The organism is Nocardia sp. NPDC101769 (assembly GCF_044766925.1).
Classification (GTDB): Bacteria; Actinomycetota; Actinomycetes; order Mycobacteriales; family Mycobacteriaceae; genus Nocardia.
On record NZ_JBIWMX010000015.1, the window covers coordinates 82,049 to 107,967 of the forward strand.

26 protein-coding genes are annotated in these 25,919 nt (G+C 68.4%); 11 read left to right on the plus strand and 15 right to left on the minus strand.

Annotated features, from left to right (window positions below):
* The first annotated feature begins 54 nt into the window (after positions 1-54).
* The 3 genes from ACIRRA_RS23405 (at position 55) to ACIRRA_RS23415 (ending at position 3,691) form a co-directional block, all read left to right on the plus strand.
* On the plus strand, positions 55-1,824 hold the full coding sequence (locus ACIRRA_RS23405; RefSeq protein ID WP_402771640.1) for a long-chain-acyl-CoA synthetase: 1,770 nt from the start codon (positions 55-57) through the stop codon (positions 1,822-1,824).
* A gap of 74 nt (positions 1,825-1,898) precedes the next feature.
* Positions 1,899-2,771 (plus strand): dihydropteroate synthase, encoded by an 873-nt coding sequence (gene folP / locus ACIRRA_RS23410; protein ID WP_402771642.1) that lies wholly within the window; start codon positions 1,899-1,901, stop codon positions 2,769-2,771.
* Positions 2,768-3,691, plus strand: a complete 924-nt coding sequence (locus ACIRRA_RS23415; RefSeq protein WP_402771645.1) for a glucosyl-3-phosphoglycerate synthase — start codon at positions 2,768-2,770, stop codon at positions 3,689-3,691. Before folP ends, ACIRRA_RS23415 begins: the two co-directional genes overlap by 4 nt.
* A 110-nt stretch (positions 3,692-3,801) precedes the next feature.
* Here the strand turns inward: ACIRRA_RS23415 and ACIRRA_RS23420 are convergent, their stop codons facing one another.
* From ACIRRA_RS23420 to sigE, 5 genes are all read right to left on the minus strand, one after another.
* Positions 3,802-4,638 carry a hypothetical protein gene (locus ACIRRA_RS23420; RefSeq protein WP_354833617.1) on the minus strand — a complete coding sequence of 279 codons (837 nt, stop codon included), beginning with the start codon at positions 4,636-4,638 and terminating at the stop codon, positions 3,802-3,804.
* 59 nt (positions 4,639-4,697) lie between these two features.
* Entirely contained in the window at positions 4,698-5,135 is a 438-nt protein-coding gene (gene tatB / locus ACIRRA_RS23425; protein WP_402771648.1) for a Sec-independent protein translocase protein TatB, read from the minus strand.
* A 202-nt stretch (positions 5,136-5,337) separates the two neighbouring features.
* Entirely contained in the window at positions 5,338-6,885 is a 1,548-nt protein-coding gene (locus tag ACIRRA_RS23430; protein ID WP_402771650.1) for a S1C family serine protease, read from the minus strand.
* Between the two features lie 10 nt (positions 6,886-6,895).
* Entirely contained in the window at positions 6,896-7,300 is a 405-nt protein-coding gene (locus tag ACIRRA_RS23435; protein ID WP_402771653.1) for a hypothetical protein, read from the minus strand.
* Positions 7,301-7,392: 92 nt separating this feature from the next.
* Entirely contained in the window at positions 7,393-8,085 is a 693-nt protein-coding gene (gene sigE / locus ACIRRA_RS23440) for an RNA polymerase sigma factor SigE (RefSeq protein ID WP_402771655.1), read from the minus strand.
* Between the two features lie 233 nt (positions 8,086-8,318).
* Here sigE and ACIRRA_RS23445 point away from each other — a divergent pair, with 233 nt between their 5' ends.
* From ACIRRA_RS23445 to ACIRRA_RS23470, 6 genes are all read left to right on the plus strand, one after another.
* Entirely contained in the window at positions 8,319-8,966 is a 648-nt protein-coding gene (locus tag ACIRRA_RS23445; protein ID WP_402771658.1) for an O-methyltransferase, read from the plus strand.
* Between the two features lie 229 nt (positions 8,967-9,195).
* The gene (locus ACIRRA_RS23450) at positions 9,196-9,828 is read left to right on the plus strand and encodes a TetR family transcriptional regulator (protein WP_402771661.1); all 633 of its coding nucleotides are present in this window, start codon (positions 9,196-9,198) and stop codon (positions 9,826-9,828) included.
* A gap of 33 nt (positions 9,829-9,861) precedes the next feature.
* Positions 9,862-10,803: an ATP-binding cassette domain-containing protein gene (locus tag ACIRRA_RS23455; protein WP_402771663.1), complete on the plus strand. Its 942-nt coding sequence runs from the start codon at positions 9,862-9,864 to the stop codon at positions 10,801-10,803.
* The gene (locus ACIRRA_RS23460) at positions 10,800-12,461 is read left to right on the plus strand and encodes an ABC transporter permease (protein ID WP_402771666.1); all 1,662 of its coding nucleotides are present in this window, start codon (positions 10,800-10,802) and stop codon (positions 12,459-12,461) included. The genes ACIRRA_RS23455 and ACIRRA_RS23460 overlap by 4 nt, the downstream gene beginning before the upstream one ends.
* Positions 12,462-12,673: 212 nt before the next feature.
* The gene (locus ACIRRA_RS23465; protein WP_402771668.1) at positions 12,674-12,892 is read left to right on the plus strand and encodes a hypothetical protein; all 219 of its coding nucleotides are present in this window, start codon (positions 12,674-12,676) and stop codon (positions 12,890-12,892) included.
* Between the two features lie 60 nt (positions 12,893-12,952).
* On the plus strand, positions 12,953-13,465 hold the full coding sequence (locus ACIRRA_RS23470; protein ID WP_402771671.1) for a hypothetical protein: 513 nt from the start codon (positions 12,953-12,955) through the stop codon (positions 13,463-13,465).
* Positions 13,466-13,483: 18 nt separating this feature from the next.
* Here the strand turns inward: ACIRRA_RS23470 and ACIRRA_RS23475 are convergent, their stop codons facing one another.
* Entirely contained in the window at positions 13,484-14,668 is a 1,185-nt protein-coding gene (locus ACIRRA_RS23475) for a hypothetical protein (RefSeq protein WP_402771673.1), read from the minus strand.
* 128 nt (positions 14,669-14,796) lie between these two features.
* Positions 14,797-16,011 (minus strand): glucose-1-phosphate adenylyltransferase, encoded by a 1,215-nt coding sequence (glgC, locus tag ACIRRA_RS23480; RefSeq protein ID WP_402771676.1) that lies wholly within the window; start codon positions 16,009-16,011, stop codon positions 14,797-14,799.
* Positions 16,012-16,305: 294 nt separating this feature from the next.
* Between glgC and glgA the strand changes: the two genes are divergently transcribed.
* A complete protein-coding gene (glgA, locus tag ACIRRA_RS23485; RefSeq protein ID WP_402771966.1) occupies positions 16,306-17,475 on the plus strand; it encodes a glycogen synthase in 1,170 nt (389 codons plus the stop codon).
* A gap of 13 nt (positions 17,476-17,488) precedes the next feature.
* Here the strand turns inward: glgA and ACIRRA_RS23490 are convergent, their stop codons facing one another.
* Entirely contained in the window at positions 17,489-17,998 is a 510-nt protein-coding gene (locus ACIRRA_RS23490) for a GNAT family N-acetyltransferase (protein ID WP_402771678.1), read from the minus strand.
* Between the two features lie 69 nt (positions 17,999-18,067).
* Here ACIRRA_RS23490 and ACIRRA_RS23495 point away from each other — a divergent pair, with 69 nt between their 5' ends.
* A complete protein-coding gene (locus ACIRRA_RS23495) occupies positions 18,068-19,006 on the plus strand; it encodes a LysR family transcriptional regulator (RefSeq protein WP_402771681.1) in 939 nt (312 codons plus the stop codon).
* On the opposite strand, the gene ACIRRA_RS23500 is transcribed toward ACIRRA_RS23495, so the two are convergent.
* The 7 genes from ACIRRA_RS23500 to ACIRRA_RS23530 all read right to left on the minus strand — a co-directional run bounded on the left by ACIRRA_RS23500 (position 18,978) and on the right by ACIRRA_RS23530 (position 25,816).
* Positions 18,978-20,462: a putative RNA methyltransferase gene (locus ACIRRA_RS23500; protein ID WP_402771684.1), complete on the minus strand. Its 1,485-nt coding sequence runs from the start codon at positions 20,460-20,462 to the stop codon at positions 18,978-18,980. The two genes, ACIRRA_RS23495 and ACIRRA_RS23500, sit on opposite strands and share 29 nt — an antisense overlap.
* A 107-nt stretch (positions 20,463-20,569) precedes the next feature.
* Complete coding sequence (locus tag ACIRRA_RS23505) at positions 20,570-20,737, minus strand: DUF3117 domain-containing protein (RefSeq protein ID WP_083869218.1); 168 nt, start codon at positions 20,735-20,737, stop codon at positions 20,570-20,572.
* Positions 20,738-20,902: 165 nt separating this feature from the next.
* Positions 20,903-21,475: a DNA-3-methyladenine glycosylase I gene (locus tag ACIRRA_RS23510; protein WP_402771687.1), complete on the minus strand. Its 573-nt coding sequence runs from the start codon at positions 21,473-21,475 to the stop codon at positions 20,903-20,905.
* Complete coding sequence (locus ACIRRA_RS23515; protein WP_402771690.1) at positions 21,472-21,930, minus strand: DivIVA domain-containing protein; 459 nt, start codon at positions 21,928-21,930, stop codon at positions 21,472-21,474. The genes ACIRRA_RS23510 and ACIRRA_RS23515 overlap by 4 nt, the downstream gene beginning before the upstream one ends.
* 159 nt (positions 21,931-22,089) lie before the next feature.
* Positions 22,090-23,226 (minus strand): Mrp/NBP35 family ATP-binding protein, encoded by a 1,137-nt coding sequence (locus ACIRRA_RS23520; protein WP_402771693.1) that lies wholly within the window; start codon positions 23,224-23,226, stop codon positions 22,090-22,092.
* A gap of 98 nt (positions 23,227-23,324) precedes the next feature.
* On the minus strand, positions 23,325-24,194 hold the full coding sequence (locus tag ACIRRA_RS23525; protein WP_402771968.1) for a lytic transglycosylase domain-containing protein: 870 nt from the start codon (positions 24,192-24,194) through the stop codon (positions 23,325-23,327).
* A gap of 176 nt (positions 24,195-24,370) precedes the next feature.
* On the minus strand, positions 24,371-25,816 hold the full coding sequence (locus ACIRRA_RS23530) for a lytic transglycosylase domain-containing protein (protein WP_402771696.1): 1,446 nt from the start codon (positions 25,814-25,816) through the stop codon (positions 24,371-24,373).
* Positions 25,817-25,919: the final 103 nt, after the last annotated feature.

Consider the following 25,919-nt stretch of genomic DNA (forward strand, 5'->3'; position numbering starts at 1 on the left):
GGCGAATCGGCAAGGGTGGGCATCGGGATACGTGAGCGCGAGGAGCACAGCGAAGTGAATACCGACGTCCGATCGACGGTGAGCCTGCTCGACCTGGCCCGCGGCCTGCCCAGCATGGCGATGCAGGCCCCCGGCATGCTCCGCAACGTCGCGCACATGCTGGTGAAATCCGGCGACAAGGCATCCATCGGGCTGTTCTTCCAGCGCGGCGCGGCCAAGCATCCGGACCGGCCCTTCCTGAAATTCGAAGGGCGCGTGTACACCTGGGGCGAGGCCAACGCCGAGGTCAACCGGTACGCGAAGGTGCTTGCCGCGCACGGGGTCGAGCGCGGTGACGTGGTCGGCATCCTGATGGTCAATCGCGCCGAGGCGCTGTTCACCGTCCTCGCCACCGTGAAACTCGGCGCCACCGCGGGCCTGCTCAACCACAACCAGCGGGACGTGGTGCTGCAGCACAGCTTCGGGCTGCTGAATTCGGTGCTCGACGTGATCGGCGAGGAGTGCGCCGACGCCCTCGACACTCTCACCGAGGCCCGGCCCGTCCTGCTCTGGTCCGAGCAGCTGGCCGCCGAGGCGCGCACCGCCGACGCCTCGAATCCCGCTGTGACCGAACAGATCACGGCCAAGGAACGCGCCTACCTGATCTTCACGTCCGGCACCACCGGCCTGCCCAAGGCCAGCGTCATGACCCACCTGCGCTGGACCAAGTCCATGGCCGGCATCGGCGGGCTCGGCGTCCGGCTCGACGGCCGGGACACGCTGTACTGCTGTCTGCCGCTCTACCACAACAACGCCCTCACGGTGGCGCTGTCCTCGGTCATCGCCAGCGGCGCGACCTTCGCGCTGGGCCGCAAGTTCTCGGCCACCCGCTTCTGGGACGAGGCCATCGCCAATCAGGCCACCGCCTTCATCTACATCGGCGAGTTGTGCCGCTACCTGCTGAGCCAGCCGGCCAGGCCCGCCGACCGCGCGCACACCATCCGGCTCTGCGTCGGCAACGGCCTGCGGCCCGAGCTCTGGGACGAGTTCCAGCAGCGCTTCGGCATCGAGCGGATCGTCGAGTTCTACGGGGCCAGTGAGGGAAACGTCGCCTTCATCAACGCCTTCTCGGTCGCCCGGACCGCAGGTTTCACCCCGCTGCCCTTCGCCATCGTCGAATACGACGACGCCACCGGCAAGGCGCTGCGGCACCCGGACGGCCGCCTGCGCCGGGTGCCGCCGGGCGGGGTCGGGCTGCTGCTGGCCAAGGTCACCACGCGCTCGCCCTTCGACGGCTACACCGACGCCTCCGCCACCGAATCCAAGCTCGTGCGGGACGGTTTCGAGCCGGGCGACTGCTGGTTCGACACCGGTGACCTGGTGCGCGACCAGCGCTGGGGTCACATCGCGTTCGTGGACCGCCTCGGCGACACCTTCCGCTGGAAGGGCGAGAACGTGGCGACCACCGAGGTCGAGGGTGCCTTCGACGGCATCGACTCGGTCACGCAGGCGGTCGTTTTCGGCGTCGACATCGCCGGCACCGACGGCAAGGCGGGCATGGCCGCGGTGACGCTGCACGAGGGTGCGCACTTCGACGGCAGGGTCGCCGCCAAGGTGCTCTACGACCGCCTGCCGACCTACGCCGTGCCGCTGTTCATCCGGGTGGTGCCGGAGCTGGAGCAGACCTCCACCTTCAAGAACCGGAAGGTGGAACTGCGCAAGCAGGGCTACACCCCCGACGACGAGAGCACCCTCTACGTCCTCGAGGGCCGCACCGAGGGCTACGTTCCCGCATACTCCGAATACGCCGCCGACGTCGCCTCGGGGCGCGCGCCCGGCAACTGAACAGCAGCCGGTCGGAGCCCGGTTCCGGTCGGCTGCCCAGCAGTGCCGCCACAGCCCTCGGTACAGTCGAGGGCATGTGTGCGCCGTTGCCGACATTGTGCGGGAAGCCGGTGGCGACGGATCGGGCGCTTGTGATGGCGATCGTGAACCGGACGCCGGACTCCTTCTATGACCGAGGCGCGACGTTCAGCGACGAGCCCGCCATGCGGGCCGTCGACAAGGCCGTCGCCGAGGGTGCGGATCTGGTCGATATCGGCGGGGTGAAGGCCGGTCCGGGTGCCGAGGTGGACAACGTCGAGGAGGCCCGCCGGGTGGTGCCGTTCGTGGCGGCCATTCGCGAGCGCTACCCGGATCTGCTCATCAGCGTGGACACCTGGCGTGCCGACGTGGCCCGGGCCGCGATCGCCGAAGGTGCGGATCTGATCAACGACACCTGGGCGGGGGCGGACCCGGAACTGGTCGGCGTGGCCGCCGAGTTGGGCGTAGGAATCGTGTGCTCTCACACCGGGGGTGCGATTCCGCGGACCCGTCCGCACCGGGTCCGGTACGCGGATGTGGTGAGCCAGGTCACCGAGACGGTGGTGGCCGCGGCCGAAAATGCTGCGGCGGCAGGGGTGGCCAAGGACTCGATTTTGATCGATCCGACCCATGATTTCGGCAAAAACACCTATCACGGGCTCGAATTGTTGCGTGCGATAGACGTTCTTGTGAAAACCGGATGGCCCGTCTTGATGGCGCTGAGCAATAAGGATTTCATCGGAGAGACTCTTGGTGTCGAGCTGTCCGAACGATTGGAGGGCACATTGGCAGCGACTGCTTGGTCGGCCGCCGCGGGTGCTCGCGTCTTTCGAGTGCACGAGGTGGCTCACACCCGCCGGGTGGTGGACATGATCGCCGCCATCCAGGGTCACCGCCCACCCGCCCGTACCCTGCGAGGTCTCGCATGAAAACAGACTGGGTGAACACCAACACCTTCGACCGCCCCGACTGGACGGTGGCGGAACTCACCGCCGCCAAGGGCGACCGCACCGTCTCGGTGGTGCTGCCCGCCCTCAACGAGGAAGCCACCGTCGCCGCCGTGGTGGCCAGCATCCGGCCCCTGCTCGGCACGTTGGTGGACGAACTCGTCGTCCTGGACTCCGGGTCCACCGACGCCACCGCCGCCCGTGCACAGGCCGCCGGAGCCACCGTGGTGACCCGCGAACAAGCCGTCCCCGAACTCGACCCCGTCCCCGGCAAGGGCGAATGCCTGTGGCGCTCGCTGGCCGTCACCAGCGGCGACATCATCGCCTTCGTGGACTCCGACCTCATCGACCCCGACCCCGCCTTCGTCCCCAGGCTGCTGGGCCCGCTGCTCACCGTCGACGGCATGCACCTGGTCAAGGCCTACTACCGCCGCCCGCTGCGCACCGGAGAGTCGGTGGACCACCACGGCGGCGGCCGCGTCACCGAACTGGTGGCCCGCCCACTGCTGGCCGCACTGCGCCCCGAACTGTCGAATGTGCTGCAGCCCTTGGGCGGTGAGTACGCCGGCACCCGCGAACTGCTCACCTCGGTGCCGTTCGCGCCCGGTTACGGCGTCGAAATCGGCCTGCTGCTGGACACTTACGACCTCCTCGGCCTGTCCAGCATCAGCCAGGTCAATCTCGGTGTCCGCCAGCACCGCAACCGCCCGCTGGCCGACCTGGGCGTCATGAGCCGCCAGATCCTGGGCACCGTCCTGGGCCGCAGCGGAATTCAGGACTCCGGCGCGGCCCTGACCCAGTTCCCCATGGTCGCAGACGAATTCATCGCCCACGCCACCGAAGTCTCGCTGGCCGATCGTCCCCCGATGAACACCCTCCGCCCGGAGGAGGCCGCCGCCTGACCTCGAGGGGCCGGGCGGCGGCGCACTGCCATCGCCCGCGCCACCTCGCCGGATTCTGTTGCGCGCCATCGTGTCTGCCATCGATGCCATCGTGTCGGCCACGGATCCGGCTATCGGTCGTGGCGGTAGATCGGTGTCAGGAGGTCGGCCTCGATCGGTTCGCCGGTGGAGCGGTCGTACCGGACACCGACCACCGCTGAGAAAGGGTGGGTGCTCGCGCGCTCGTGCAGGGTCGCGAGTCTGGTTGCCAGCAACCGGATCGCGCCCAGCGAGGCGGGCGGGTGCAGGCCGTCGATGACCAGCACGCTGCCCTTGCCGTCCGGGCGGGGGAGCCGGGCCAGGTAGGCGATGTCGTAGGGTTCGGTGCCGCCCGGGCGGTAGACGCGGCGGGCGGCCCGGTCCTCGATGCCCCGGCGCACCCGCCCGGCACGCGCCACCGTGCGGCGCAGGCGCGGGTCCGCGGCCACCAGATACCGCAGACTGGGCGACAATTCGGGCCCGCCGAGCACGATCAGTCCGTCCCGGTCGAGGTCGAGCGGGCGGCCCGGCAGGAAGCGCTGGACATTGGCGGTGAAGCCGAGTTCCCGCAGTAGCTCGACCAGCCGATGCGGCGCCGCGGCATCGGGCGCGCCCACGAGGGCGATGGCGCGCGTCGTACTGCGGACGTCCGGGGTGAGGATGGTGAGCGGCCCGTGCCCGAAGAACAAACCTTCCGGTACTGGCCCCTGCGTGCTCACCTGGTGGATGCGGGCGCGGGAAAGTCCCGCGGCCGCACCTATTCTCGCGAACGTCCAGCCCTCGGCATGCAGTTCGCGGATGACGGCGCGGCGGATGCGAGTCAGCTCATTGATCTGCTGCTGCGCGGCTGCCACGCCTTCGGTGGCGGCCTTCAGGCGCTCGACCTTGTCCTCGATCGCGAATACCCGGGCCACCTCGTCGGCCGACATGTGCGCAGTCTAGATAGCTGGACAGCATCATGCGTCAAGTACGCTCGACATATTCGATCTCAGGTGGCGTCCGGATCCACCGGCGGACGTTCGTTGCGCTCCAGCGGTTTTTGTTCCTTCGGCATCGAAACCGGGCCGGATCCGCTGTTGGTGTAACCGTTTCCGCTGTTCGGGGTGCTCACCGGCTTGTCGAAACTGGTCAGGTCACTGAAGCTGTTCAGGATCGAGTCGTCCCCGTCGAGCAGGTGTTTGGTAACCATCGACCGCGGATTCATACTGCGCAGTTCGTTCAACTGCTCCAACGGTTTCCGGATCTCGTCGAATTCCGGGCCGAGCTCATTGCGCAATTGCTGAGTCGCGCCGGTGGCGTAATCGCGCGCCTGTTTGAGAGCGTGCGCGGTCCAGCGAACGGCGCCGGGCAGTCGCTCCGGACCCAGAATCACAAGTGCGGCGACGAGCAGAATGAGCATCTCGCCCCAGCCGATATTGCTGAACACGGTATCTATTTTGCCTTCCGCTTCGCTCCAGGCTGTTCGCGGCCCTGTTACCCCGGTCTTCCCTCCTCCGCTCCTCCGCTTCGCTCCCCCGCTCCGTCAGTCCAGACCGGGGCGGGCCGCGAACTGTGGGTGGGTCATTCTTCCAGATTGACCTCGTAATCCGATTCCAGGGTGACCGGTTAATCCGATCCCTGGTGACCGGTTAATCCGATTCCAGGGTGACCGGGACATCGACCTCGCGGCCGTCGCGAATCAGGCGCACCGTCACGGTCTGCCCGATCTCGTGCGACTGCACCGCAACCGTCAGTTCCTCCGGACCCGACACGTCGCGATCGCCGACCTTCACGATCACGTCGCCCTCCACGATGCCCGCCTTGGCCGCCGGGCTACCGGCCTGCACATCGGCCACCGCCGCACCGCTCATCACGTCATTGGCGACGATCTTGGTCTTGGCGCTCACACCCAGCCGCGGGTGGTGTACCGAACCGTCCCGGATCAGCGCCTGCGAGATCCGCTTGACCTGATCCACCGGAATCGCGAAGCCCAGACCCACCGAACCGCCGCTCTCGGACTTGATGGCCGAGTTGATGCCGATCAGTCGGCCCTGCATATCTACCAGCGCGCCACCGGAGTTGCCGTGGTTGATGGCGGCGTCGGTCTGGACGGCGTCCAGGGTGGCGTCGGTGTCGGTGCCCTCGCCGCCCACCTTCACCGGCCGGTGCAGCGCCGACACGATGCCGGAGGTGACCGTCTTCTCCAGGCCCAGCGGCGAACCCAGGGCCAGCACGTCGTCCCCGACCTGCACATCGCCGGAACTGCCGAGCTGGATCACCGCCAGGTTCTTCACATCGACCTTGAGCACCGCCAGGTCCGACTTGGTGTCGCGGCCCACGATCTGGGTCGGCACCCGCGAGCCGTCGGAGAACACCACGTCCAGCTTGGCCTTGCCCGACTTGTCATTGGCGGCCAGCGAGATCACGTGGTTGTTGGTGACGATGTAGCCGGCCCCGTCGATCACCACCCCCGAGCCCGTGGACCCGGTGTCGCCCAGCCACGCCCGGACGGTGACCACCGCGGGCATGACGGCATTGACCACCTTGGTGATCTGATTGTGCGATTCGCTGCCCGCGGGCGCGGACTGCAGCGCCACCTTGCGTGAGGTCAGCGCGGAGGCCGACGAGCCGGTGAACGCCCCGACGAACCCGCCCAGCAATCCGATGACCGCCGCGATGACCGCGAGCAGCGCCAGCGCCTGCCAGGACACCCGGCCACCGAACAGCACCTCCCGGGCACCCAGCTTGGGTCCGGGTGTCAGCGCCTGCGGCCGGGTCTGCGCCACGGCCGGAGTGCCCAGGCGCGCTGCCGAATTCGGGTCGCGCCACGGATCGGCGGGTGCGGCCGGCGCGGCCGCCTCGGTCCTGGCCTCCGGATCCCGCTGCAGTAGGTCGGTCGAACCGTCCGGACGACCGAACGCCTCCGCCAGCACCGCGTCCGGCGGGCGATTCTGAATCTCGGTATCCCCCTGCGGTGCCGCCCCGGCGGTACCCGCCGGCCGCGCGGCGAACGAACCGTGCTGACCGTTCGGGCGGCGGAAGGCACGCGCGGTGTGGGTGTCCACATGCGGCCGCAGGACCGGCCGCGGCCCCAGCACCGGTGCGTCCGACGGCCTCAGGTTCCCCCGATTGGCCGCCGAATCGTAAGCCGCATCCCGCTCGGGCCCCGGGCCCGTGTTCTTCGATTCGGTGGTCACGCTATGGACTCTACTTGCGCCACCACGACGTCCACCGCCTGCTGTCGAACGAATCCTGGCGCAGGCCGAAGGAACTCATACCGCGCGCCAGCGGACCTTGATCGCGGTCGGCGGGGTCGGGTGTCTGGTGATTGCCGCACTCCTGCAGCAACGCCCGCGGAATCCGGCTCAGCGTGTCGTGCAGGCTCAGCGGCGCGGAGATCTGATCCGAGGACTGCCGCAGCGCGATCCGGGCCTGCTGCTGGGCATCCACCTCGGCCGCGCACTCGCGACACACGGAAATATGGTGGGCGGCGCGCAGATACGCGTTCATCCGCAGCTCGCCGTCCACATAGGCGGCGATGGCCTCACTGGCCAGATGCTCGGTGGGGGCGAAACGCGGGGGACGACGGTGCGGTCGGTCCTCGCCACTCATACGCTGCACACCCTTCCGGAGGACTCGAGCTGTTCGGGCGGCACCTGCTCGCGAAGCTGGTGCCCAGGAAGCGCGGGCGCAGTGCCCGCGGCTTACCCGACCTTTTCGGTGGCGGCGAATCGCCGCTCAATCCCATTATGCTCGAGGTGCTCGCGCAGTGCCTGACGTCCTCGGTGGATGCGGCTGCGCACGGTACCCAGCTTGACACCCAGCGTCGCGCCGATCTCCTCGTACGACAGACCTTCGATGTCACAGAGCACGACCGCGGCGCGGAACTCCGGGGCCAGCGAGTCCAGTGCGGACTGCAGATCCGGGTCCAGGTTGGCGTCGTGATAGGCCTGCTCGGGACCCGGGCCCTCGGAGGGCACCCGGTCGTAGTCCTCCGGCAGCGCCTCCATGCGGATGCGGTTGCGGCGGCGGACCATGTCCAGGAACAGGTTGGTGGTGATGCGGTGCAGCCAGCCCTCGAAGGTGCCGGGCTGATAGTTCTGCAGGGACCGGAAGACCCGGATGAAGGTTTCCTGGGTCAGATCCTCGGCGTCCTGCGGATCACCGGTGAGGCGGTAGGCCAGGCGATACACGCGATCGGCGTGCTCGCGGACCAGTTCGTCCCAGGTGGGCATGACAGAGCGATCACCGGTGGCGTCGAAGGCGGCGGTCCCGGACAGGGCGGCCTCGTCATCGGCGGGGGACAGGATAGGGTCGCTGTCCAGCGTGGTGTCGCTGTCCAGCGGCTTGATCTGCGGGTGCAGAGTGTTGGCGTGTTCGCGCGCCGCGTCGACCATGTGGATGGGGTTACCTCCTACTCGGGACCGTGGACCCGATATCGAGGACAACCAATCTGTTGAATCAGCTGTTCCCGATTCCGAGCCCGCGGTCGCTGGCCTGGCGTGAGCATTACTCTGGCCGCTCGTGATGTGGCCGCTGTATGCAGAGGCTGAGGGACACCTGAGAAAAATCGCCACACCGGCCGGTCACCGCCACGCCTTACCGGTGTATCGCCATTAGCCTCTACTTCGTGAGCCAGACTCCCGCGGCACAGAACCTGCAGCGCAACCTCGCCTACGTGGAGGAATCCGTCGCCGAGGACGACATCCTCGTCGGCGCGCGCGAGCGCGCCCTCGAACTCGGCGCTGCCCCGGTCGCGCCGGCGGTCGGCGCGCTGCTCGGCATGTATGCCCAGCTGCTCAGGGCGCGGGCCGTGGTCGAGGTCGGCACCGGGGCCGGGGTGAGCGGGCTGTGGCTGCTGGACGGCATGCGCGAGGACGGCACCCTGACCACCATCGACTCCGAGCCCGAGCATCAGCGCGCGGCCCGCGAGGCGTTCAGGTCGGCCGAGATCGCGCCGGCGCGCACCCGGCTGATCAACGGGCGGGCCCTGGATGTGCTGCCGCGGCTCGCCGATGGGGCCTACGACCTGGTCTTCATCGATGCCGCGCCGCTGGAGCACCCGCAGTATGTGGTGCAGGCGGTGCGGCTGCTGCGGGACGGCGGCGCGATCCTGTTGCACAATGCCCTGCTCGGGGGCCGGGTCCCGGACCCCGCCCAGCGCGACCCGCAGACCATGGCCGTGCGGGCGGCGACCCGCGCGATCGCGGAGGATCCGGATCTGACGAGTGTGCTGATCCCGGTCGGCGACGGGCTGCTCTGCGCTTCGCGCGGGTGAGATTCTGCGCGTTGCGCGGGTGAAAACTCAACGCCCGGTGTGGAATTCGATTCGGCCGTGGCGTTCCGCACGGCGATAGTCCGCGTGGCAACAACTGCGGGCGGAGAGCTTTCCGGGCGCGGAAATTCTCCGGTGACGAAGTACCCGGACGTCTGGATTTCGTAAATCCCCGTGACTCGAGCCGAAAGGCCCTTGCCCTCGGCTTAAACGCGTGTTTAAGGTATTAAACATGCGTTCAACCGACGATCTGACAACCCGGGCACGGATTCGCGATGCCGCGATCACCGTGTTCGGTGAGCAAGGCTTCGGGGTCGGCGTGCGGGCCATCGCGGCTGCGGCGGGAGTCTCTCCCGGGCTGGTCAATCACCATTTCGGGTCCAAGGAAGGGCTGCGGGAGGCGTGCGACGAGTGGGTCCGGGAGACGATCCGGGCCGCCAAGATGGAGTACATCGAGAACCCCTCGCCCGGCGGGCTCATGCGCCAGCTGGCCGAGATCGAGGAGTTCGCCCCGGGCATGGCCTACCTGATGCGCAGCTTCCAGGCGGGCGGGTCACTGATGAAGACCTTCTTCGAGCACATGGTCGAGGACACCGAACAGTATCTGCGCGCCGGTGTGGCGGGCGGGTCCATCAAGCCGATGCGCGACGTGCGGGCCACGGCGCGCTACGTGGCCACCAACAACGGCGGCGGCATGATGATGTTCCTGCAGCTCTACGCGGCCGAACAGCCGGGGCCCATGGACTTCCGCAAGGCGCTGCGCGAATACGCCGACCGCATGATGCTGCCCGCGCTGGAGATCTACACCCACGGCATGCTCACCGATTCCACGGCGCTGGACGCACTGACGACCACTGAGCAATAACCCATCAACGTCGTTTTCCTACAAGGAGATTCGATGAACATTCCTGCCAATCCCGTGATCGAAGTCCGAGATCTGCACAAGAACTTCGGGCAGGTGCGAGCCCTGGACGGCCTCGACCTCGAGGTCGCCGAGGGCGAGGTGCACGGTTTCCTCGGGCCGAACGGGTCCGGGAAGTCCACCACCATCCGCATCCTGCTGGGCATCCTGTCGCGAACCTCCGGTGAGGTCGCGGTGCTGGGGCGGGACCCCTGGGCCGACGCGGTCGCGCTGCACCGTGACATCGCCTATGTGCCCGGCGATGTCACGCTGTGGCCGTCGCTGTCGGGCGGCGAGACCATCGACCTGCTGGCCCGTATGCGCGGCGGCATCGACCAGGCCCGGCGTGCGGAGCTGATCGAGCGGTTCGAGCTGGATCCGACCAAGAAGGCGCGCACCTACTCCAAGGGCAATCGGCAGAAAGTCGCTCTGGTGTCGGCGTTTTCGTCGAATGCGCGGCTGCTGCTGTTGGACGAGCCGACCTCGGGCTTGGACCCGCTCATGGAGCAGGTGTTCAACGAGTGCGTGGCCGAGGCTGTAGCGGGCGGCACCACGGTACTGCTGTCCAGCCACATTCTGTCCGAGGTGGAGAGACTGTGTGAACGGGTCACCATCATCCGGGCGGGCAAGACCGTCGAAACCGGCACGCTGGCACAGATGCGGCATCTGTCGCGCACCTCCATCACCGCCGAAATGATCGGCAGCCCCGGGGATCTCGGTCGCATTCCCGGCGTCGAGGACATCAGCATCGAGGACCACACCCTGCGCTGCCAGGTGGACAGCGAGCACCTCGGCGAGCTCATCCGGGTGCTCGGCGACGCAGGGGTGCGCAGTCTGGTCAGCCAGCCGCCGACGCTGGAAGAACTGTTCCTGCGCCACTATTCGCTCGACGACCGGGCTGCGGCCGACGAGCGCGAACCGGAGAAGGTGTCGAAATGACCTCCGTCACCGCCGCCGCGCCGCGCGCCTTCGAGACACCGGCATTCGCGGCGGATTTCACCGGGACCGGGAAGCTGCTGCGGCTGTATCTGCGGCGCGACCGGATCGTGTTGCCGCTGTGGATTCTGTTGCTGTCGCTGCCGCTGGGCAGCGTGTACATCAAGAGTATCCAGAAGCTCTACCACCAGCCTTCCGACTTCCACGACTTCGCCAACGGCGTCCTGTCCAACCCGGCCGAGCTGGCCATGTACGGGCCGATATACAACGACAGCAGCCTGGGTGCGGCGGGCATCTGGAAGGCGGGGATGTTCTACACGCTCATCGCCGTGGCCACCATCCTCACCGTCATCCGGCACACCCGCGCCGACGAGGAGACCGGGCGCACCGAGCTGCTGGCTTCCACCCGGGTCGGGCGATTCGCCGGACTGACCGCCGCGCTGATCGTGGCCTACGGCGGAGCCCTGCTCACCGGATTGATCGGATACGCCAGCATCGCGAGCACGTCCGTGCCGAAGTCGGGATCGTTGGCCTTCGGGCTGGCGCTGGCGGGGTCGGGCATCGTGTTCGCCTCGGTGGCGGCGGTCGCCGCGCAGCTGTCCGCCGGCGCGCGGACCGCGCGGGGCATCGCCTTCTCGGTGCTGGGCGCGACGTTCACGCTGCGGGCCATCGGTGACGTGCGCTCTGCGGCCGGGCCGACCAGCCCGCTCACCTGGATGGCGCCGCAGGGCTGGTCGCTGCAGGTGCGGCCGTTCGCGGGCGACCACTTCGCGGTGCTGGGGCTGCACGTGCTCACTGCGGTCGTGCTGACCGTCATCGCGTATTACCTACTGGCACACCGCGATACCGGTGCGGGTCTGATTGCCGAACGGCCCGGCGCGCTGGTGGCCGGGCCCGCGCTGGCCGGTCCGCTGGGACTGGCCTGGCGGCTACAGCGCGGGACGCTGTTGTCCTGGACGGTCGGACTCGGGTTGTACGGGTTGATGATCGGCAGCGTTACCCACGGCGTCGGCGATCAACTGGGCAGCAGTCAGACCATCCGAGATCTGATCACCCGGATGGGCGGTTCGGCATCGCTGGAGAAGTCTCTGATCAGCTATGCCTTCACCATGGTCGCGGTGGGTGCGGCCGCCTACGCGGTGTCGGCGGCCCTGCGGCTGCACGCCGAGGAGAGCACCGCGCACGCGGAAGCGGTACTCACCGGCGAGGTCTCCCGAACCCGTTGGGTGGCTTCGCATCTGACCTTCGCGCTGCTCGGCCCGGTGCTGGCGCTGACGGTGTCGGGTCTGCTCGCGGGCCTGATCTACGGTCGCGCCGCAGGTGATGTCGGCGGCAAGGTGGGGTGGACGATGGGGGCCGCGCTGGTGCAGGTGCCCGCGGTATGGACCTTCGTGGGGCTCACCGTCGTGCTGTTCGGCCTGCTGCCGCGCTTCACCACGGTCGCTTGGGGCTTCCTGACCGCCGCGATCGCCGTCTTCCTGCTCGGCTCACTGGCCGGTGCGCCGCAATGGTTCCGCGATCTCAACCCCTTCGAGCACGCGCCGAAGGTGCCCGGCGAACCGTTCACCGCCACCCCGCTGGTCATCCTGCTCCTGGTGGACGTGGCATTGCTCACGGTGGGGCTGATCGCGTTCCGCCGCCGAGATCTCCACTCCGCCTGAGGGAGAAGCCTCCGCGAACGGCCGTCCCGGGTATCCGGGGCGGCCGTTCGCACATCGCGATCTTGGCGGTCCGACAGCGAATCCCCAGTTGCCGGTGCGGGTACGGCGATCGGGCGGGGTGGGCGGCGAAGGGGCAGCGCTGAGGTCTGGATTCGGGCGGTGACCCGGTGGTACAGCAGAAGGGGATCGATTTTTGCTAGGAGGTGGGGGATATGTTCGAGGGACTGGCCCTCGGGGTACACCTACCGGCCGGATGGCTCTGGCCCGCACTGGTTTTCTTCGGCGGCATCATCTGCGTGGGGCTGCTGGTACTGCTACTGGTCAGCGGAGCCCGCTTCGACGACCACGCGTCGCGGTACGTGCCGACCACGACCAACACGTGTGAACCGTTCTGCGGTGCGCGGACTCCGGTGCCCGGGTATCCGAACTGAACGGTCGTATCCAGGTTTCCGGACCGTCGGCGCGGATACTCCACGGGAATGGTTCGACGAGTGGGGGTACCCATGGGGCAGCGGATCCCGGCCGTGGTCGGGTTGTACTTCCGCGAGGCCGGGCAGTGGCGGCGCATCGCCGAATTCCGGCTCGCCGCGGACGGTCGCGCCACCTTCCGGACGGTGGACCCGGTCGAAGGCCTGGTCGCCCGCGTCTGGTACCACCAGGGCGTCGACATTCTCGGCGAGAACCGCACCGTGCTGCCCGAGGACGGTGCGGCCTTCCTACGAGCGCTGCTGCAGCCGTTCGGCTTTCGCGACTACTGGTTCCGCGACGACAGTTCGCCGCGCGGCGGGCGCACCCGCACCGGGCATGCGGTCTCGCGTAGCGCCGCCCCGGTGCGTCCGGATGCCTGCGACAAGGACTGCGCGGCCGCGGAGCCGGATTGCCGGTGCGCCGAGGTGCGGGCTCCGGCCGATGACACTCCGCAGCCGCACGAGGAGCGGGCGCACCGTCCCGCGTCCCGGCCCGCCGCCTGGCGGCTGCTGGACTCGGATGTCCTCCGATTCTGAAGCGCCGCACCGGATCCGCTACAGGCTGTTGGCCAGCAGCGCGTACTGCGCCGCCGCCTTCTTCTGGGCGTCGGAATCATTGGTCCCGTTCACCACGCCCACGTATTGCTTGTAGCTGACGTAGCAGCGGCTCGGCGTCTTGTCCGAGGTACGGTGCACGCACTTGACGTCGGGCACCTTGTCCGGCCCGCTGGTCGCGGTCTCCTGCAGGTTGCTGATCATGCCGGTCACGAAATCCGTGCTGGCCTTGCCATCTCGCAGCCTGATGACGAAATTTCCGTCGGCACTGGACATTTCGTCCGCACCACCATCGGACACCAGCTTGGTCCAGTAGGACATGTCGTCGGAGGGCAGGATGAGCCAATTGGCCGGGAACACCGCGAAATTGTCGGGATCGACGGTCTTGTGGTCGCGGTCGGTCACCAGCGTGCGGGCCAGCAGGCGATCGGGATCGACCGGCAGCCGCGAGATCTGGTCGTTCGGGGTCTCCTGGAAGGCGTCCAGCGTCGGGACCTGGGCGTCGAGGGTCTTCTTGGCCCAGGACAGCAGGTCCTGCTGATCGGCACTGGGGCGCAGGATGAACAGTGAGACCACGAAGTCCTTGCGCGCCATGGTCAATCCGATGTTCGGCACGCCGGGCCGCCAGTGCGCGTAGGCGTCCGGATAGTCGGGCAGGGTGAGCTTCTGGTTCACGTTCAGCGCCACATTGAAGTCGGCGTCCTCGAGTTCGCGGGCGGCCAGCTTGGCATTGTCGGCGGACGGGAAGCGCAGCACGCGGGTGGTGATGGTGGTGCCGTTCGGATCCGGATTGTCGTTGACGTCCTCGCGGTCCGAGCCGCTGGCCGCGAAACCGGCCACGAAGCCGCGGTTGGTCAGCACGCCCTTGACCGCGGAGGACAGGTGGCTGACGTTCACCACATCGTCGACCGTGGACAGCACCACGCCGCCGCGGCCGATATTGAGATGGGAGTCGATCTTCACCGCCGGGGCGACGGCCGCGGTCATGCGGATGCCCTCGAGGGTGTTGCCCTTGCCGCTGTTGTTGCGGTCGTAGGTGTAGCGGTTCACCGGATAGGACCCGGTGTCCAGAGTGCGGACATCCAGCTCACCGGGAACCGCGGTGCCGGACTTACCGCATCCGGACAGTAGGGCGGTCAAGGCGAGGCAGGTGATGGTGGTGACGACACGTGCCGGACGGCGCATGGTGATCCCTCCCGCGCGGCCCGTCGACGGCGGCGCTCCATATGCACAGATTTTCGGACCAGCATCGGCCGGATGTCCACTCTTATCCGTGTCGCCCGCAGGCCCGGACGAATTGAAACGCCTGGTAGTCAGACCCAGATGCCCTTGCCGACGGTCACCACGCCGCCATTGCTCACCGCGAAACGCTCCCGATCCCGGTCCAGATCCACACCGATGATCTCGCCCTCCGATACCACGACGTTCTTGTCCAGAATGGCGTGCCGCACCACCGCACCCCGGCCGATCCGCGTGCCCGGCATGAGGACACTGCCCTCCACCGTCGCGCCGTCCTCCACCAGCACATTCGAGAACAGCACCGAATTGCGCACCGTCGCCGCCGACAGAATGCTGCCCGCGCCCACGATCGACTCCTGGGCCAGGCCGCCGCGGCCGAACTTGGCGGGCGGCAGATTCTCGGCCGCACCGCGAATCGGCCAGTGCTTGTTGTAGAGGTCGAAGACCGGATCCACCGACACCAGATCCATGTGCGCCTCGTAGAAGGCGTCGATGGTGCCGACATCGCGCCAGTAACCGCGGCTGCGCTCGGTCGCTCCGGGCACCACATTGGTGGAGAAGTCGTAGACCGCGGCCGCGCCCGAACGCACCAGGCTGGGAATGATGTCGCCGCCCATGTCGTGGTCGGAGTCGTTGTCGTCGGCATCGGCGCGAATGGCGTCCACCAGCACCTTGGTGCTGAACACGTAGTTGCCCATGGAGGCGAAGGTGACATTCGGATCGTCGGGGGTGCCCGGCGGATGCACCGGCTTCTCCAGAAAGCCGATGATGCGGCCGGATTCGTCGGAATCGATGCAGCCGAAGGCGCTCGCCGTACTGCGCGGCACCCGGATACCCGCCACCGTCACGCCCGCACCGGAGTCGATGTGCGCCTGCACCATCTGCTCCGGATCCATCCGGTACACGTGGTCCGCGCCGAAGACCACGATGTACTCCGGGTCCTCGTCGTAGATCAGGTTCAGCGACTGCATGATCGCGTCCGCGCTGCCGGTGTACCAGCGCGGGCCCAGCCGTTGCTGCGCGGGCACCGGGGTGATGTACTCCCCGCCGAAGCCCGACAGCCGCCAGGTCTGGGAGATGTGCCGGTCCAGTGAATGCGACTTGTATTGCGTCAGTACGCAAATGCGCAGATAACCCGCATTCACCAGATTCGACAGCACGAAGTCGATGAGCCGGTACGCGCCGCCGAAGGGAACCGCGGGCTTGGCGCGGTCCTTGGTGAGCGGAAAGAGTCGCTTGCCCTCGCCACCGGCGAGCACGATCCCGAGTACGTGCGGCTGGCTCCTCACACCCCTGAAACTACCGGTTGTGCCCGAACACGGAATGTCCAGCTGGTGCCGTGTTCATCGCGATCTCGAGGGCCCTGTCGATTGGTTGGCTCCGCTGCAAGCGTTTACGTTGGATCGGTGTAGGCATCGCGTCAACCCTGAGATGCATGCACCCGGTCGTTCGCCCCCCGGCTCGGTTCTGGAGCGACGGAGCGAGGGAGCGCAGCGACTGAGCGGAGGAGTGAAGAACCGAGCTCGCAGGGCCGCGAACAGCCGGAGCGGAGCGGAGGCAAATTGGACAGAGCGACTCGCGGATTGCGAGTGGCCATGATGACCCGCGAATACCCGCCCGAGGTGTACGGCGGGGCGGGGGTGCACGTCACCGAACTTGTGTCGCGGTTGCGGCGGCTGTGTGATGTCACCGTGCACTGCATGGGGGTCGAGCGTGCGGATGCCGTGGTGCACCAACCGGATCCGATGCTCTATGCCGCGAATTCCGCGCTGCAGATGATGTCCGCGCAGCTGCGCATGGCCGACGCCGCGAGCTTCGCCGACGTGGTGCACTCGCACACCTGGTACACCGGCCTCGCGGGGCATCTGGCCGGGCAGTTGTACGGGATTCCGCACGTGTTGACCGCGCATTCGCTCGAGCCGCGGCGGCCGTGGAAGGCCGAACAACTCGGCGGGGGCTACCGGCTGTCCTCGTGGTCGGAACACAATGCCATGACCCACGCCGACGCCGTCATCGCGGTGAGTGCGGGCATGCGCGCCGATGTGCTCGCCGCCTACCCCGACATCGATCCCGCCAAAGTCCATGTGGTGCACAACGGCATCGACGCCGAGGTCTGGCATCCGGGTGGTCCGGCGTCCGGCTCGCGGGACGTGCTCACCGAACTCGGCGTGTCCCGGGGTCGGCCCATCGCGGCGTTCGTCGGGCGCATCACCCGGCAGAAGGGCGTGTCGCATCTGCTGGCCGCGGCCCGGCATCTGGATCCGGACATTCAGCTGGTGCTGCTGGCCGGGGCGGCCGACACGCCCGCCATGGAGGCCGAGGTGGCGGCGTCGATGCGGGCGCTGCGGGCCGATCGCGACGGCGTGTTCTGGATCAAGGAGATGCTGCCCACCGAGCTGGTGCGGCAGGTGCTCGCGGCCGCAACGGTTTTCGTGTGCCCGTCGGTGTACGAGCCGCTGGGCATCGTGAACCTGGAGGCCATGGCCTGCGGGACCGCGGTGGTGGCCTCGGATGTGGGCGGGATTCCGGAGGTGGTGGTGCCGGGGGAGACCGGGCGACTGGTCCACTACGACGAGACCGCGCCCCGGGACTACGAGCGCGGTCTGGCCCGCGCCGTGAACACCGTTGCGGCGGACCCGGTCACGGCCGCCGCGATGGGGGCGGCCGGCCGCGACCGGGCGATCGGCGCCTTCGACTGGAACCGGATCGCCGCGCGCACCGCGCACATCTACGACCTGGTCCGCAAGGGGTAGCGGGGGCGCCGGTTCAGGCGGTCAGGGGATACCGCATGAACACATCGGCCCGGTCATAGGGACTGGGCGGCAGTTCCGAAGGCGGCACGTGCACGAAACCCATCGCCTCGTACAGGTGCACGGCACTGGCCAGCCGGGCATTGCTCGCCAGGAAGAACTCCGTCGCACCCAGGTCGCGCACCCGCTCGATGGCGGTGGCCAGCACCACCCGGCCGATGCCGCGGCCCCGGAAACGCGGCGACACGGCCATTTTCGACAGCTCGAACACGCCCGGCTCCTCCTGGACCAGCGCGACACAGCCGACGGCCTCGCCGTCCAGCCGGGCGATCAGCACCTCGCCGCCGTGATCGACGATGGCCTGCGGATTGTCGAGGGTGGCCAGGTCGGCGGGCTCGACCGAGAAGATGGTCTCGATCCACTCCAGGTTCAGGTCCTTGAAGGCGCGAGCGTCGTCGGGGGAGGACATCGGCGCGACCACGATCGAATCGAGTTCCGGGGCGCGGGCTTCCGTCTGCTGAGTCACCAGGAAACTATGTCGGACGTCGAACCATAACGTCCAATACTTGATAGCTGCGATCGATACGATGAGCTTATGAACCCCGGTGTGGAGCTGCGGCACCTGCGCTACTTCCTGGCGGTCGCCGAGGAACTGCACTTCGGACGGGCCGCTGCCCGCCTGCACATCGCCCAGCCCGCCCTCACCCAGCAGATCCAGCGCCTGGAAACCCTGCTCGGGACCAGGCTCTTCGACCGCACCTCGCGCACCGTCGCCCTCACCGCTGCCGGAATCGTGCTGCGCGAGCGCGCCCGCGGCCTGCTCGGTCACGCCGAACGCGACCTGGCCGAGGTCACCCGTATCGGCCAGGGCAGTCAGGGCACGCTCTACCTGGGCTTCGTCCCCTCGGTGCTGCCGCTCGAACCGCTGCGCGGGGTCCGCGAATTCCGCGAACGCTTCCCACTCGTGCGGGTCGACCTGGTCGAAGGGTTCACCAGCCACCTGATGGAGCGCCTCGCCAACGGCACCCTCGACATGGCCATCGTCCGCGACCCCGATGAGCAGCCCGGCACCGTGACCGTCCCCCTCATGACCGAGCCGTTCGTGGCGATCCTGCCCGCCGACCACCCCGACGCCGGACGCACCACCCTCACCGGCGCCGAACTCGCCGAGCACCCACTGGTCTTCTTCCCGCGCGCCGCGGGCGGACTCGCCTACGAGAAGAACCTCGCGCCGCTCCTGAAATCCGGCCGCGGCGCCCGCATCGTCCAGGAGGCCACCAACTGGACCATCATCCTCTACCTGGTCGCCGCGGGCCTGGGGGTCACCATCGCCCCACGCAGCGCCACCTTCACCGCCCCCGACTCGGTTCGCATCATCCCCCTCGCCGAAACCGACGCGGCCACAACGATTTACATCGCCACCCGGGCGGACGACAGCCGCCCCCTGGTCCGCAACATGCTCGACCTGCTCCCGAACCGCCCGAAACCTCAGGAACCGCCCGGGCTCAGCGCGGGCGATACACCGAGATCGTGACCGACGCGGTTACCAGCATCGGATCAGGCAGGGCCGCAATCTGTTCCGCCCGCCGCTCGGCCGCATGAAATGCCGACGGCCCCATGGCCGCCACATTCGCCACATCCTCGTGCGAGAGCTCCATCGTGTACTCGACCGCATCGTGTCCCACCAGCTCGAACCGCTCCCCGAGCGATTCGGCGAGCCGATCCGCCTTGGCCGCATCCACACTCACCATCCCGAGCGGCTCGATCAGCTCACCCAGATGCCGCGAGGTCGGCGTCACCACCACGAACCGGCCGTCTTCCGCGAGCACCCGCGCCACCTCGTCCGCATTGCGCGGCGCGAACACCGACACCACCGCCCCCATCACGCCATCCCGCACCGGCAGCCCCCGCCACGCATCCGCCAGCACCGACCCGCCCCGGGCATGCGCCCGAGCGGCCCGTCGCGCCGCCGCCTTCGATACGTCGAGGGCGACTCCCCGAGCTCCCGGCACCGCATCCAACACGGCCGTCAAGTAATACCCGGTCCCCGCCCCGATCTCGAGCAGTGCCGCGCCGCTCGTAGTGCCTTCCCGCACTGCCGAATTCGGACCGGCCAACGGATTCTCCGCCGCCGTCGCGGGCCGGTCGACGGCGGATTCCCGAGGCGCGGCGTGTGCCTTCGTCCGACTCGTGCTCTCCGCGGGCTGACCTCCGGCAGCGAGCCCGTGACCGGTATCGCCTCGGTGCCACTGCCCGCCTGGCGCTGGGGACAAGGCGGCGACCTCGTGATCGGCATCATCCGTGGGCCACTGCGCACCGGGCGCTGGGGACGAGGCGGCGCCACCGGTCGATTTGGGTGCGGGGGCCACGCCTGCGGACAGGAGGGTGGTGGCGAGTCGTGCCGCAGAGGCCGAAGTAACGGACATTCCGGGTGCGATGGTTCCGGAGCGGAGGCGTGGATGCCGGGGCGGGGTGGCTGGGCCGGGTTGGCCTGGATTGTGGGAGCTCGCAGGGTGTGCGGGGTCGCCGTGTCGGTGGGGTGCCGGTGGGTGTGCGCGCGAGGTGGCAGCCGCGGGGGAGTCCGCTCCGAATACTGCTGTGTCGAAATCAGTTACGGGGCGGGGGGTGGTGATGGCGGGTTCGGCGTCGCGGTGGGGGATGGCTGCTGCGACGGTCTCGGCCAGGGCGGCGGCGATCGGGGCGAAATGGCCTGCGGCTTGAAAGGCGGTGCGGGCGTCGAGCATGGCCGGGGTGTCGCCGGTCATTTTGGTGGACGCGCCGGTGAGGAGGCTGACGTAGCCCTGCTTGGCCAGGTCGAAGCTGTGGCCGTGCGGGCAGCGCAGGGCCCGGGCGGCGGGGTCGCCGACCACGGGAGCCGCGAGGGGCCGGCCGCACTGCGGGCAGGCCAGCAGGTCGGCGCAGGCCAGGAGCCGTTCCGCGGGGGATGGCTCGGCAGTGCCGACTATGGGGGGATATGAGCTGTTGTTCACCGTGGTACCGGTAAGCCTGGGAGCCCCCGGGATTCTCGAGGGGGTTCGGGGGCGAAGCCCCTGAGAGTCCCGGGAGTTGGGCTCACCGGCACCGGCGAGTCGATCGATCAGCTGGTGACTTTGACGAGTTCGTCACCGAGCGCCGCGGCTTCATCCGGCGTGAGCTCGACGACCAGACGCCCGCCACCCTCGAGTGGAACCCGCATGACGATTCCACGCCCTTCCTTGGTTGCCTCGAGGGGACCGTCCCCGGTGCGGGGCTTCATGGCCGCCATCCTCTGCTCCCTCCAGATCTGCGCGGTCTGCTGCGCACTTTCATGGAACTCCAGTTGTCACCAACCAGGCAGCCCGCCGGCATGTGGCGGGCTACACCATGCCCATTCTTCCCTATCGCGGATCGAGGCGGGTACCTGAGTTCCAAAAACCGACCGTCGTGGCGTTCAGCGAGTACTCACATTCACCCAGCAATCGGCGATGTGATCGTCTACCATCCCCGTCGCCTGCATGAGTGCGTACGCGGTCGTGGGTCCCACGAATTTGAACCCGCGCCGCTTGAGTTCTTTTGCGAGAGCGGTGCTTTCGGTTGTGACAGCGGGCACATCGGACATGCTCCGCGGACGCTTGCGCGGAGCCGGGGCATAGGACCAGAGCAGGGCGTCCAGGCTCTCGCCGAGATCGCGGGCAACCCGCGCATTGTGGACGCTCGCCACTATTTTGGCCCGATTGCGAACAATGCTCGGATCCGCCATGAGACGTTCCACATCGGCATCCCCGAACCCCGCCACCCGTTCGATCGCGAAGCCCTCGAATGCGGTACGGAAGGCCGGTCGCTTCCGCAAAATCGTGATCCACGCCAACCCCGACTGAAACGCCTCGAGGCACATTCGTTCGAATAGCGCGTCATCGCCGTGCAGCGGGCGCCCCCACTCCTGATCGTGGTAATCCCGATAAAGCTGGGACCCCTCCGCCCATCCGCACCGAATCAGTCCGTCGGCGCTCGTGTCCGTGGTCACCGCGCGCCCGGCTCTTCGCCATGCTCCGCCGGGGCGGCCGGTTCGGCCGGGAGCACCCGGGGGGCCGACGCCTCGCCGTTCGAGCCCGCGATCCGCCGGGGCGCGGATGGCTCGCCCGACCCGGGCTGCGAATCCGTGCCGGGCTCGGCCGTCGGCTCTGCCGTGGCCTCCGCCCCGGTCACGCGGGCGAGTTCGCCCTCGAGTTCGTCGATGCGAGCGGCGAGCCGGGTCAGGGCCCAGTCCACCTCGCCCGCCTTGTACCCCCGGAACACCTGCTGGAAGCGCAGTGCCCGCACATCGCAGCCGCTGATCCCCGCCGCGGGCAGCACGGTGACGGTCGTCCCCTCCGGCAGCGGCCCGAGCTCCTCCGACCGCCCGAAGATCGCACTGGCCACCAGGAACAGCAGCGCGGCGACCAATCCGACGATCAGCACGTACAGCAGCATCGTGAGCATGCCCCGAGCTTAGGGCCAGCCCGCACCGCAGTCCGCCCATACCCCTGGCGGAAACGCGCCGTCGAATTCCGCACTCCCCCAAAGGGAGAACAAAGCCGGGGAGCTCTCAGCGCGGGAATTCGAGCGAATTCCGCGCTGAGAGCTCCCCGATCGTGATTGCTACAGGTGGCGGGTGGTGTCGATGGAGAGGGACATGCCGGCCAGGCCTCGCCGGCGGACGGACAGTTTGTCGGCGATGTCGAGCAGGGCCCTACCCGACGGGCTTTCGGGGGCACGCAGCACGATGGGGGTGCCCTCGTCGCCGGCCTCGCGCAGCTGCTGCTCGATCGGGATCTGGCCCAGCAGCGCGACATTCGCGCCGATGGCGCGGGTCAGGTTGTCGGCCACGGTCTGGCCGCCGCCGGCGCCGTAGAGCTCCATGCGGGTGCCGTCGGGCAGGTCGAGCCAGGACATGTTCTCGATGACACCGGCGATGCGCTGGCGGGTCTGCAGGGCGATGGAGCCCGCGCGCTCGGCGACCTCGGCGGCGGCCAGCTGCGGGGTCGTCACGACCAGGATCTCCGCGTTCGGGATGAGCTGGGCCAGCGAGATGGCCACGTCGCCGGTCCCGGGCGGCAGGTCCAGCAGCAGGATGTCGAGGTCGCCCCAGAAGACATCGGCCAGGAACTGCTGCAGCGCGCGGTGCAGCATCGGGCCGCGCCACACCACCGGGGTGTTGCCCTGGGTGAACATGGAGATCGAGATGACCTTCACGTCGTGCGCGATGGGCGGCAGGATCATGCGCTCGACCTGGGTGGGCCGCTGCTGGGTGCCCAGCATGCGGGGCACGCTGTGGCCGTAGATGTCGGCGTCGAGCACGCCCACCGAGAGGCCCTTGGCGGCCATGGCGGCGGCGAGATTGACGGTGACCGAGGACTTTCCGACACCGCCCTTGCCGGATGCGACCGCGTAGACGCGGGTGAGCGAGCCGGGCTGGGCGAAGGGGATGACCGGTTCCGCGGCGTCACCGCGCAACTTGCGGCGCAGTTCGGTGCGCTGCTCGTCGTTCATGACGTCCAGCTCGACCGTGATGGCGCCGACTCCGGCCACGTCGGCGACGGCCTTCGTGACCCGTTCCTGGATGGCGGATTTCATCGGGCAGGCCGACGTTGTCAGGTAGATCACAACGTGGACACCGCTATCCGCGCCGACCGCGACGCTCTTCACCATGCCCAGCTCGGTGATCGGCTTCCGGATCTCCGGGTCGATCACCTTCGCGAGCGCGACCCGCACATCCGATTCCGTAAGCACTGGCATGAGCCCAAGTCTAGGAGCGCCTCGAGCCGTGCCGCTTTCGCCCTCCGCTTATACCGGGGGCGGGTGTGTACGGCGTGGTCGGATGTGGGGCGGAGCGGTCAGATGCGGGGGAGCGCGGCGGCCGCCGGGGAGATCCCCGAGCCGTACGCGGTCTCCCACGCCATGACGTTCGCGACGTACGCCATGGAGTTGTTGTAGCGCAGGATGGCCCGGGTCTGCTGGCCCGGATCACGCATGTCGAGGCCGCCCGAGCAGAGGTACTTGCCGGCGGTGAGCGCGGCGTCGTAGATGTTCTGCGGATCGGCGACGCCGTCGCCATCGCCGTCGGCCGCGTACTTGCGCCAGGTCTCGGGCAGGAACTGCATGGGGCCGACGGCGCGGCGGTAGCTGCCGGACAAGCCGTCCAGGTCGCCACCGCCGGAGGTCGCGACCACGTTGTTCCCGGCCAGCCTGCCGTCCAGGATCGGGCCGTAGACGGGTTCGAGCGGATAGCCGTTGTCATCGATCTTGCCGTAGCCGTGGCCGGATTCGACCCGGCCGATACCGGCCAGCAGGTTCCACGGCATATTGCAGGTCGGATTCTCCACGGCCAGAATGCGTTCCGCGTTCTCGTAGGCGTCTTGCGCGACGCCCGGTATGCCGAGCGGCCCGGCGGGGCGCGCCGACGGCATTCGGCCGTCCGGCTGCGCGACGGACTTCACTTCCGGAGGACCAACGGGCGCAACCTGTTTGGCCTCGTGCAGCAGCGGTTCCGGTGCGGCGGCGGGTAATACGGCAGCCTCGGGCTTGGGTAGTTGTTCCTCGCTGTCGTTCGACAGCTGGTGCTGGACGGTAGCTGCGAGCTTGTCGGCGATGTTCCCGTCGCCGGCTCCGGTAACTGTGGCCAGTCCGGCGGGCACGAGCCCGGTCAATGCGATGACCGATCCACGGCGAACTTTCAGGACCGGGGGTTTGCGGTGACGACCCACTGTGTGGTGACCCTCCATTGCCATCGGTTGATACCGGGGTGATGCAACAGAGGCCACGTTACCTTATCCGAGACCTTCCTGTTACCCCTTCGTGACCAACTCTCAGGATTTGAAGGAAACGCAAGTCAGACGCGAGTTCCGGAGCGTCACTCCGAAACTCGCGAATCACACGGTCGTTACGGGGCAGGCGCCGGGGCCGGGGCCGGAAGCGGAATCGTGATGCCGAACGGCAGCGTGATGCCCGGGGCCGGGGTGGTGGTCGTGGTGGTGTCGGGAGCGGAATCGGACGGGACGTCGGCCTCGGGTGCGGGCGTCTTGCTGGGCGTGACCGTTTGCTGGTCCTGCGGTTGCTGGACGGCCTGCTGCGGCTGATCCTGGGGCTTCTGGTCCTGCTGACCCGTCTGGGTGTTGCAGGAGGTGACGGCGGGCTGATCCTTGGCCACCGGCTTGCCGTCGGGTCCGAACTGCTGCTCGTTCGGCTTGCCGTTCTCGGGCTTGGCGGCGTCCTCGGGCTTGGTCTTGTCGTCGGTGGCCGGGTCGCCGGGGACCTTGTCGGCCTTCTGATCCGGCTGCTGCTGCGCCGGAACCGCCACCTGCTCACAGGGATTCGCGGGCACCACGGGAGCCGGGCAGAAGATGCCACACGGGATCGGCGGCAGGCCCGGGATGGTGATCATCACCTGGGTCGGCGTCGGCGTGGTGGTCTGCTGCGTGGTGTCGGGCGCCGCGGTGGCCGGAATCGTGGTGGAGGCCACCGTGATATCCGGGCCGCTGACCGGAACGTAGTTGTTGGGCACCAGATCCGGCGAGATGCTCACCTGCTGCGGTGCGCCGCCGGTCTTGTACGCATTGGCCCAGCTGAGCACATTGGCCGCGTACGACACCGAATTGTTGTAGCGCAGCACGGCCCGGAGCTGCTGCTGCGGATCGGCCAGGTCCATGCCGCCCGAGCACAGGTACTTGCCCGCCGCCAGCGCGGCGTCGAAGACATTGTTGGGATCCGGTGTGCCGTTGCCCTTTCCATTGGCGGCGTACACCGACCAGGTGCTGGGCAGGAACTGCATGGGGCCGATAGCCCGGACGAAACTGCCGTCGCTGGCCTTGATGATCTCGTTGCCGGGCAGCGTCCCGTCCAGGGCCGGGCCGTAGATGGGGGAGACCGTGGTGCCCGCGGCGTCGGTGCGGCCGTTGTTGGCGTGGTTGGACTCGATGCGGCCGATGCCGGCCAGCAGGTACCAGGGCAGATGGCAGTTCGGGTCCGAAGACTGCAGCGCCAGTTCGGCATTGCGGTAGGCGGCCAGTACGATCTCCGGAATGCCCAGCACGCCACTGCCGCCGGGCAATGCGATGTCCTGCAGCGGCACGGTGCCGCCGAAGAGCGGCGAGCCGTCGGCGGGCGGGGTCATTGCGCTGAGTTTGCGGGCGGCCTCCGGGGCCGCCGGAACGAGGCCGACGGTCTGATCCGAGGGGGTGTCGGCGGGACTGTTCACACTCACGTTGTGCGCCGAGGCGGCTGCCAGCAACGCGTCCGGCGCGGCCTGCGGGGCCACGGTGTGGACGGTCGTATTGGTGGCAGAACCGGCGGTGACCAGGCCCGCAATCAACAGTGCCGACGCTGTCACCGGAGCAGATAGTCTCTTTGCCACCACACAATCCCCTCAGTCGTGCGGCCGATGCCCCGTGGTGACACTCATGCAGCGGCAGTGTCTGGGTAGGTCGCTCGGA

Excerpts from the sequence above, each read along its gene's own strand:
- ACIRRA_RS23495 (WP_402771681.1), top strand. The coding sequence starts at position 18,068 with ATGAACCCCGGTGTGGAGCTGCGGCACCTGCGCTACTTCCTGGCGGTC.
- ACIRRA_RS23455 (WP_402771663.1), top strand. The coding sequence starts at position 9,862 with ATGAACATTCCTGCCAATCCCGTGATCGAAGTCCGAGATCTGCACAAG.
- sigE (WP_402771655.1), bottom strand. The coding sequence starts at position 8,085 with ATGGTCGACGCGGCGCGCGAACACGCCAACACTCTGCACCCGCAGATC.
- ACIRRA_RS23505 (WP_083869218.1), bottom strand. The coding sequence starts at position 20,737 with ATGGCGGCCATGAAGCCCCGCACCGGGGACGGTCCCCTCGAGGCAACC.
- ACIRRA_RS23435 (WP_402771653.1), bottom strand. The coding sequence starts at position 7,300 with ATGAGTGGCGAGGACCGACCGCACCGTCGTCCCCCGCGTTTCGCCCCC.
- folP (WP_402771642.1), top strand. The coding sequence starts at position 1,899 with ATGTGTGCGCCGTTGCCGACATTGTGCGGGAAGCCGGTGGCGACGGAT.
- ACIRRA_RS23515 (WP_402771690.1), bottom strand. The coding sequence starts at position 21,930 with ATGCTCACGATGCTGCTGTACGTGCTGATCGTCGGATTGGTCGCCGCG.
- ACIRRA_RS23420 (WP_354833617.1), bottom strand. The coding sequence starts at position 4,638 with ATGTCGGCCGACGAGGTGGCCCGGGTATTCGCGATCGAGGACAAGGTC.
- ACIRRA_RS23415 (WP_402771645.1), top strand. The coding sequence starts at position 2,768 with ATGAAAACAGACTGGGTGAACACCAACACCTTCGACCGCCCCGACTGG.
- ACIRRA_RS23475 (WP_402771673.1), bottom strand. The coding sequence starts at position 14,668 with ATGCGCCGTCCGGCACGTGTCGTCACCACCATCACCTGCCTCGCCTTG.
- ACIRRA_RS23520 (WP_402771693.1), bottom strand. The coding sequence starts at position 23,226 with ATGCCAGTGCTTACGGAATCGGATGTGCGGGTCGCGCTCGCGAAGGTG.
- ACIRRA_RS23465 (WP_402771668.1), top strand. The coding sequence starts at position 12,674 with ATGTTCGAGGGACTGGCCCTCGGGGTACACCTACCGGCCGGATGGCTC.
- ACIRRA_RS23460 (WP_402771666.1), top strand. The coding sequence starts at position 10,800 with ATGACCTCCGTCACCGCCGCCGCGCCGCGCGCCTTCGAGACACCGGCA.
- ACIRRA_RS23450 (WP_402771661.1), top strand. The coding sequence starts at position 9,196 with ATGCGTTCAACCGACGATCTGACAACCCGGGCACGGATTCGCGATGCC.